The organism is Collinsella tanakaei, from assembly GCF_016902615.1.
Taxonomy (GTDB): Bacteria; Actinomycetota; Coriobacteriia; order Coriobacteriales; family Coriobacteriaceae; genus Collinsella; species Collinsella tanakaei_A.
Genome location: NZ_JACJMB010000053.1, coordinates 1 through 5,252 on the forward strand (window position 1 = coordinate 1; position 5,252 = coordinate 5,252).

General features: G+C 67.3%; 2 protein-coding genes. Both read right to left on the reverse strand.

What is annotated here, in order from left to right:
• Positions 1-191: 191 nt before the first annotated feature.
• Positions 192-3,482, reverse strand: coding sequence for a carbamoyl-phosphate synthase large subunit (gene carB, locus H6A21_RS10550; RefSeq protein WP_204562743.1), 3,291 nt, complete (start codon positions 3,480-3,482; stop codon positions 192-194).
• 116 nt (positions 3,483-3,598) lie between these two features.
• Complete coding sequence (gene carA, locus H6A21_RS10555; RefSeq protein ID WP_204562744.1) at positions 3,599-5,026, reverse strand: glutamine-hydrolyzing carbamoyl-phosphate synthase small subunit; 1,428 nt, start codon at positions 5,024-5,026, stop codon at positions 3,599-3,601.
• Between the last annotated feature and the right edge of the window lie 226 nt (positions 5,027-5,252).

The following is a 5,252-nucleotide window of genomic DNA, read 5'->3' on the forward strand; positions in this document are numbered from 1 at the left end:
GCGCCGACATGAGCGACAGTCGGCATGCAAAAGCGCGCCCGCGCCTCCGAACAGGAGATGCGGGCGCGCAGACGCTGCCGTTATGGATGCGAACGGCGCAGGCCCTTCGCGACCAGAACCGTGCGGGACGACGGGGTGCGAAGCCGAGCGCAAACCGGGCCCGTCACGGTCAGCGAAGCACGGGCAGTCCCTTACACCTCGTACTGAGGCAGGTCCTGGAGGGCGATGACCTCCATGCCGGAACCCTCGCCGGCAGCCCTCGCCTGCTGCAGCGCCTCGACGGCGGCCACGAAGGCGTTGGCCGCAGACAGGGCGGTCAGGCACGTCACGCCGCGACGCACGGCCTCGGTGCGCACCAGGTAGCCGTCGCCGCGCGAACCCGGGCCGTAGGGCGTGTTGATGATGAAGGCAATCTCGCCGTCGGCGATCATGTCGCCCACGTTCGGATGCGGGCCGCTGATCTTCTCCACCACCTCGCACGGAACGTTGCCGCCCGCGAGCACGCGCGCGGTGCCCTCGGTGGAGCAGATCTCGAAACCGAGGTAGCGCAGGATGCGCGCAAGCGAGAGGATATGGCGCTTGTCGCGGTCGTTCACCGAGATGAACACCTTGCCGCTGCCAGGGGTCGGGAGCTCGTAGCTGATGGCGAGCTGCGACTTGGCATAGGCCTCCGGGTAGCTCTTCGCGATGCCCATGACCTCGCCGGTCGACTTCATCTCCGGCCCGAGCACCACGTCGGCACCGGGGAAGCGGCCCCAGGGCATGACGGCCTCCTTCATGCAGAACCACTCCAGATGTCGGTCGTCTGCCGGAAGGTTGAGGTCGGCGATCTTCTCGCCGGACATGATGCACGCGGCGGCCTTCGCCAGCGGCACGCCCGTGGCCTTGGAGATGAACGGCACGGTGCGGCTCGCGCGCGGGTTCGCCTCGATGACGTAGACGCTCTCGCCGCGGATGGCGTACTGCACGTTCACAAGGCCGCGCACGCCGAGCGCGAGGGCGATGCGGCGCGTCGTGTCGCGGAGCTTCTCCACCAGGGACTCGGAGAACGAGAACGGCGGGATGCAGGTCGCGGAGTCGCCGGAGTGGATGCCCGCCTCCTCGATGTGCTCGAGGATGCCGCCGATGTAAACCTCCTCGCCGTCGCAGAGCGCGTCGACGTCGGACTCGATGGCGCCCTCGAGGAAGCGGTCGAGGTAGACCGGGTAGTCGGGGCTCACGCGAGCGGCCTCGGCCATGTACTCGCGCAGGTGGTCGGCATCGTAGGCGATCATCATGCCGCGGCCGCCGAGCACGTAGGAGGGACGGACGAGCAGCGGGTAGCCGATGCGCGCCGCCACGGCCTGGGCCTCCTCGAAGGAGGTCGCCATGCCCGCAGGCGGGTACATGATGCCCAGGCCGTCGAGGAGTGCCGAGAAGCGCTCGCGGTCCTCGGCCCAGTCGATGGCGTCGGGCTGGGTGCCCATGATGTGCACACCGGAGTCGGCGAGCATGCGGGCAAGCTTGAGCGGCGTCTGGCCGCCGAGCGTGACCACGACGCCGTCGGGGCGCTCGACATCGATGATGTCCATGACGTCCTCGTAGGTGAGCGGCTCGAAGTAGAGGCGATCGCTCGTGTCGTAGTCGGTGGAGACGGTCTCGGGGTTGCAGTTGACCATGATGGTCTCGAACCCGCGGCCGGCGAGCGCGTAGCTCGCGTGCACGCAGCAGTAGTCGAACTCGATACCCTGGCCGATGCGGTTGGGGCCGGCGCCCAAGATCATGGCCTTCGGCTTCGCGGCGGGCGTGACCTCGTCGCGGGCAACCTCGCGGCGAGCGTCCAGACCGGCGCGCAGGGGCGCCTCGTAGGTCTTGTAGTGGTACTCGGTCGCGCTCGGGAACTCCGCGGCGCAGGTGTCGACCGTCTTCATGGACGGCACGACGCCCAGGCCCTTGCGGAAGGCGCGCACGAAGCGCTCGTCGGAACCCGTGAGCAGCGCGATCTCCGCGTCGCTCGCACCATACTGCTTGAGCAGGCGCATGGCGTCGGCGTCGATGTCCTCCACGCGCATGCCGCGCACGGCCTCGCGCACGGCCGCCATGTCGGACAGGCGCGTGAGGAACCACGGGTCGATGCCGCAGGCCTCGTGCACACGCTCGACGCTCCAGCCGCGGCGCAGGGCCTCCACCACGTAGTGGATGCGGCCCTCGGTAGGCGTGGCGACACCTTGGAGCAGCGCGTCGTCATCGAGCGCCTCGAGACCGTCGTTGCCCGAGAACAGGCCCACGCGGCCATCCTCCAGCGAGCGCATGGCCTTGCCGAAGCTCTCCTCGAACGTGCGGCCGATGGCCATAATCTCACCCACGGCCTTCATACGGGTGGACAGCGTCGTGTCGGTGCCCTTGAACTTCTCGAAGGCGAAGCGCGGCACCTTGACGACGCAGTAATCGATGGAGGGCTCGAAGCACGCCGGCGTTGCGCGCGTGATGTCGTTCACGATCTCGTCGAGTGTGTAGCCCACGGCAAGACGCGCGGCCGCCTTGGCGATGGGGAAGCCCGTGGCCTTGGAGGCGAGTGCCGAGGAGCGTGACACGCGCGGGTTCATCTCGATGACGATGAGACGGCCGTTGCTCGGATTGACGGCGAACTGCACGTTGGAGCCGCCGGTCTCCACGCCGACCTTCTCGAGGATGGCGAGCGAGGCGGTGCGCATGCGCTGGTACTCGAGGTCGGAGAGCGTCTGGGCGGGCGCGACGGTGATGGAGTCGCCCGTGTGGACGCCCATGGGGTCGAGGTTCTCGATGGAGCACACGATGATGCCGTTGCCGGCGCGGTCGCGCATGACCTCCATCTCGTATTCCTTCCAACCCTCGATGGACTCCTCCACAAGCACCTCGTGGGCAGGAGAGAGCTCGAGGCCCTGGGAGACGATCTCGATGAGCTCGGCCTCGGTGTGCGCGATGCCGCCGCCCGCGCCGCCGAGCGTGAAGCTCGGGCGCAGCACGCAGGGGTAGCCCACGCGCGCGACGATGTCGAGGGCGTCTTGGACCGAGTAGGCGTAACCGGAGCGCGCGACCTCCAGGCCGATTTCGGCCATGGCCTCGTTGAACAGCTTGCGGTCCTCGCCCCGCTCGATGGCGGCGAGGTCGCAGCCGATCATCTCGACGCCGTAGCGGTCGAGCGCGCCGCTTTTGGCGAGCTCGACGGCGGCGTTGAGGCCGGTCTGGCCGCCGAGCGTGGGCAGCAGCGCATCGGGATGCTCGCGGGCGATGACGCGCTCCACGAACTCGGCCGTGATGGGCTCCACGTAAGTGCGGTCGGCAAGGCCCGGATCGGTCATGATGGTGGCAGGGTTGGAGTTCACGAGGACGACCTCGTAGCCCTCCTCCTTCAGCACCTTGCAGGCCTGGGCACCGGAATAATCGAACTCGCAGGCCTGACCGATGACGATGGGGCCGGACCCGATGACGAGGATGCGCTTGATGTCAGTACGTTTGGGCATGATTCACTCTTCTCTATCCCCGCGACGGAGACCGTGGGCGGGCGCCCCGCGGTCGCCATCGCTGAAATCAGCGTCGGTTTGCTCTTCAGATGACGGTCGGGAGGAAAGGCTCCACCCTACTTGGTGTCATCCGTCGCGAAGACCCACCCGGCGAGGCGGTCCTTGGCGATGTCGATATTCAGGTAGTCGGGGTCGCCGTCCATCAGGCGGCAGAAAGCCGTGAACAGGTAGTGCGCGTCGGTCGGGCCGGGCGCAGCCTCGGGGTGGTACTGCACGCAGAACGCCGGCTGGTCGAGCAGCTGGATGCCCTCGGCGGTGCCGTCGTTCAGGTTCACATGCGTGAGGCGAATGCGGCCGAAGCGGTCGTTGTCAACCACGGGGGCTACGCCGCGCTCCACCCAGAAGCGCAGATCGCCGTCGGCCGGGTGCTCGGTAACGCCGCCGGAGAGCTCCGGCACGAGAGCGCCCAGGCTCGGGAACAAGAGGCCGAAGCCGTGGTTCTGCGCGGTGATCTCCACGCGATGGCTGATGAGGTTCATGACGGGCTGGTTGCCGCCGCGGTGGCCGAACTTGAGCTTCTCGATTTCTGCGCCGCAGGCGAGGCTGATCATCTGGTGCCCCAGGCAGATGCCGAACAGCGGCACGCGGCCGATAAGCTTGCGCACCTGGGAATAGGTCTCCTCGACGGCGTCGGGGTCGCCCGGGCCGTTGGAGAGAAAGACGCCGTCAGGCCTCTCCGCCAGCACCTCTTCTGCCGACGTGTCCCACGGCACGACGGTGAGCTCGCAGCCCGCGCGCACGAGGCCCTCGAGGATACCGCGCTTGATGCCGCAGTCGTAGACTACGACGCGATGGCGCGCCGGCTCAGGCGCGGGCGCCGAGGCGAATGCGTGCTGCTCGGGCAGGTCGGCGGCGGTATAGGGGTGCGCGGCCGCGCAGCTCACCGTGCGCACGAGGTTCTGGCCCACAAGCGACGGGGCCGCCTCGAGCATGTTCGCGAGCTCCATCAGGCCGAAGAACTCGGTGGAGATGATACCCTTCTGGGCGCCGTGGTCGCGCAGATGGCGCACGAGCGCGCGCGTATCGACGCCTTCGATGGCGACAACGCCGTTTTGCTCGAGATAGGCGGGGACGCTTACGGCGCTGCGCCAGTTCGACGGCGTGGCGCACATGTCGTGCACGACCACACCGCGCAGCGCCGGGGTGTTCGCGCCGCGGGCGTCGCCGCCCGGATAGGCGCTCTGCACGTCGGCGGGGTCGATGCCGTAGTTGCCCACCTGCGGATAGGTCATGGTCACGATCTGGCCCGCGTAGCTCGGGTCGGTGAAGACCTCGAAGTAGCCCTCGAGCGAGGTGTTGAAGCAGACCTCGCCCGTCGCGGTACCGGATGCCCCGCACGAACGGCCATAAAAAACGGTCCCGTCCTCAAGCATGAGGATGGCAGGACCGCGATAGCCTTTGCTCGTCTTCGAGATGATGCGCTGCGCGAGCTCGCTCGGCGCAGCCTTTCGGGTTTCGATACCTACGGTGGTTCTGAGTTCCATACGCACGCTCCTTTTCGGTCTCTCCGAACCGGCTTAAAGGACAATAGGTCGTTTGCATTGTACGGCAATTCTCGCAGCTCCAGGTAGCTGAAATTGAATTATGCAGTACGACGCGAATACTGTGGACGTTTATGCAATTATAAGCCGCGAAATATGGAGGGCTGTCTCCAAGGGGGACGGGGTAGTTCGGTGCCATGGGGCGCGGCCGCGCCCCATGGCACCGAAC

What these genes read in the sequence shown, in the direction of transcription:
- carB (WP_204562743.1), bottom strand. Translation starts at nt 3,482, where the DNA reads ATGCCCAAACGTACTGACATCAAGCGCATCCTCGTCATCGGGTCCGGC.
- carA (WP_204562744.1), bottom strand. Translation starts at nt 5,026, where the DNA reads ATGGAACTCAGAACCACCGTAGGTATCGAAACCCGAAAGGCTGCGCCG.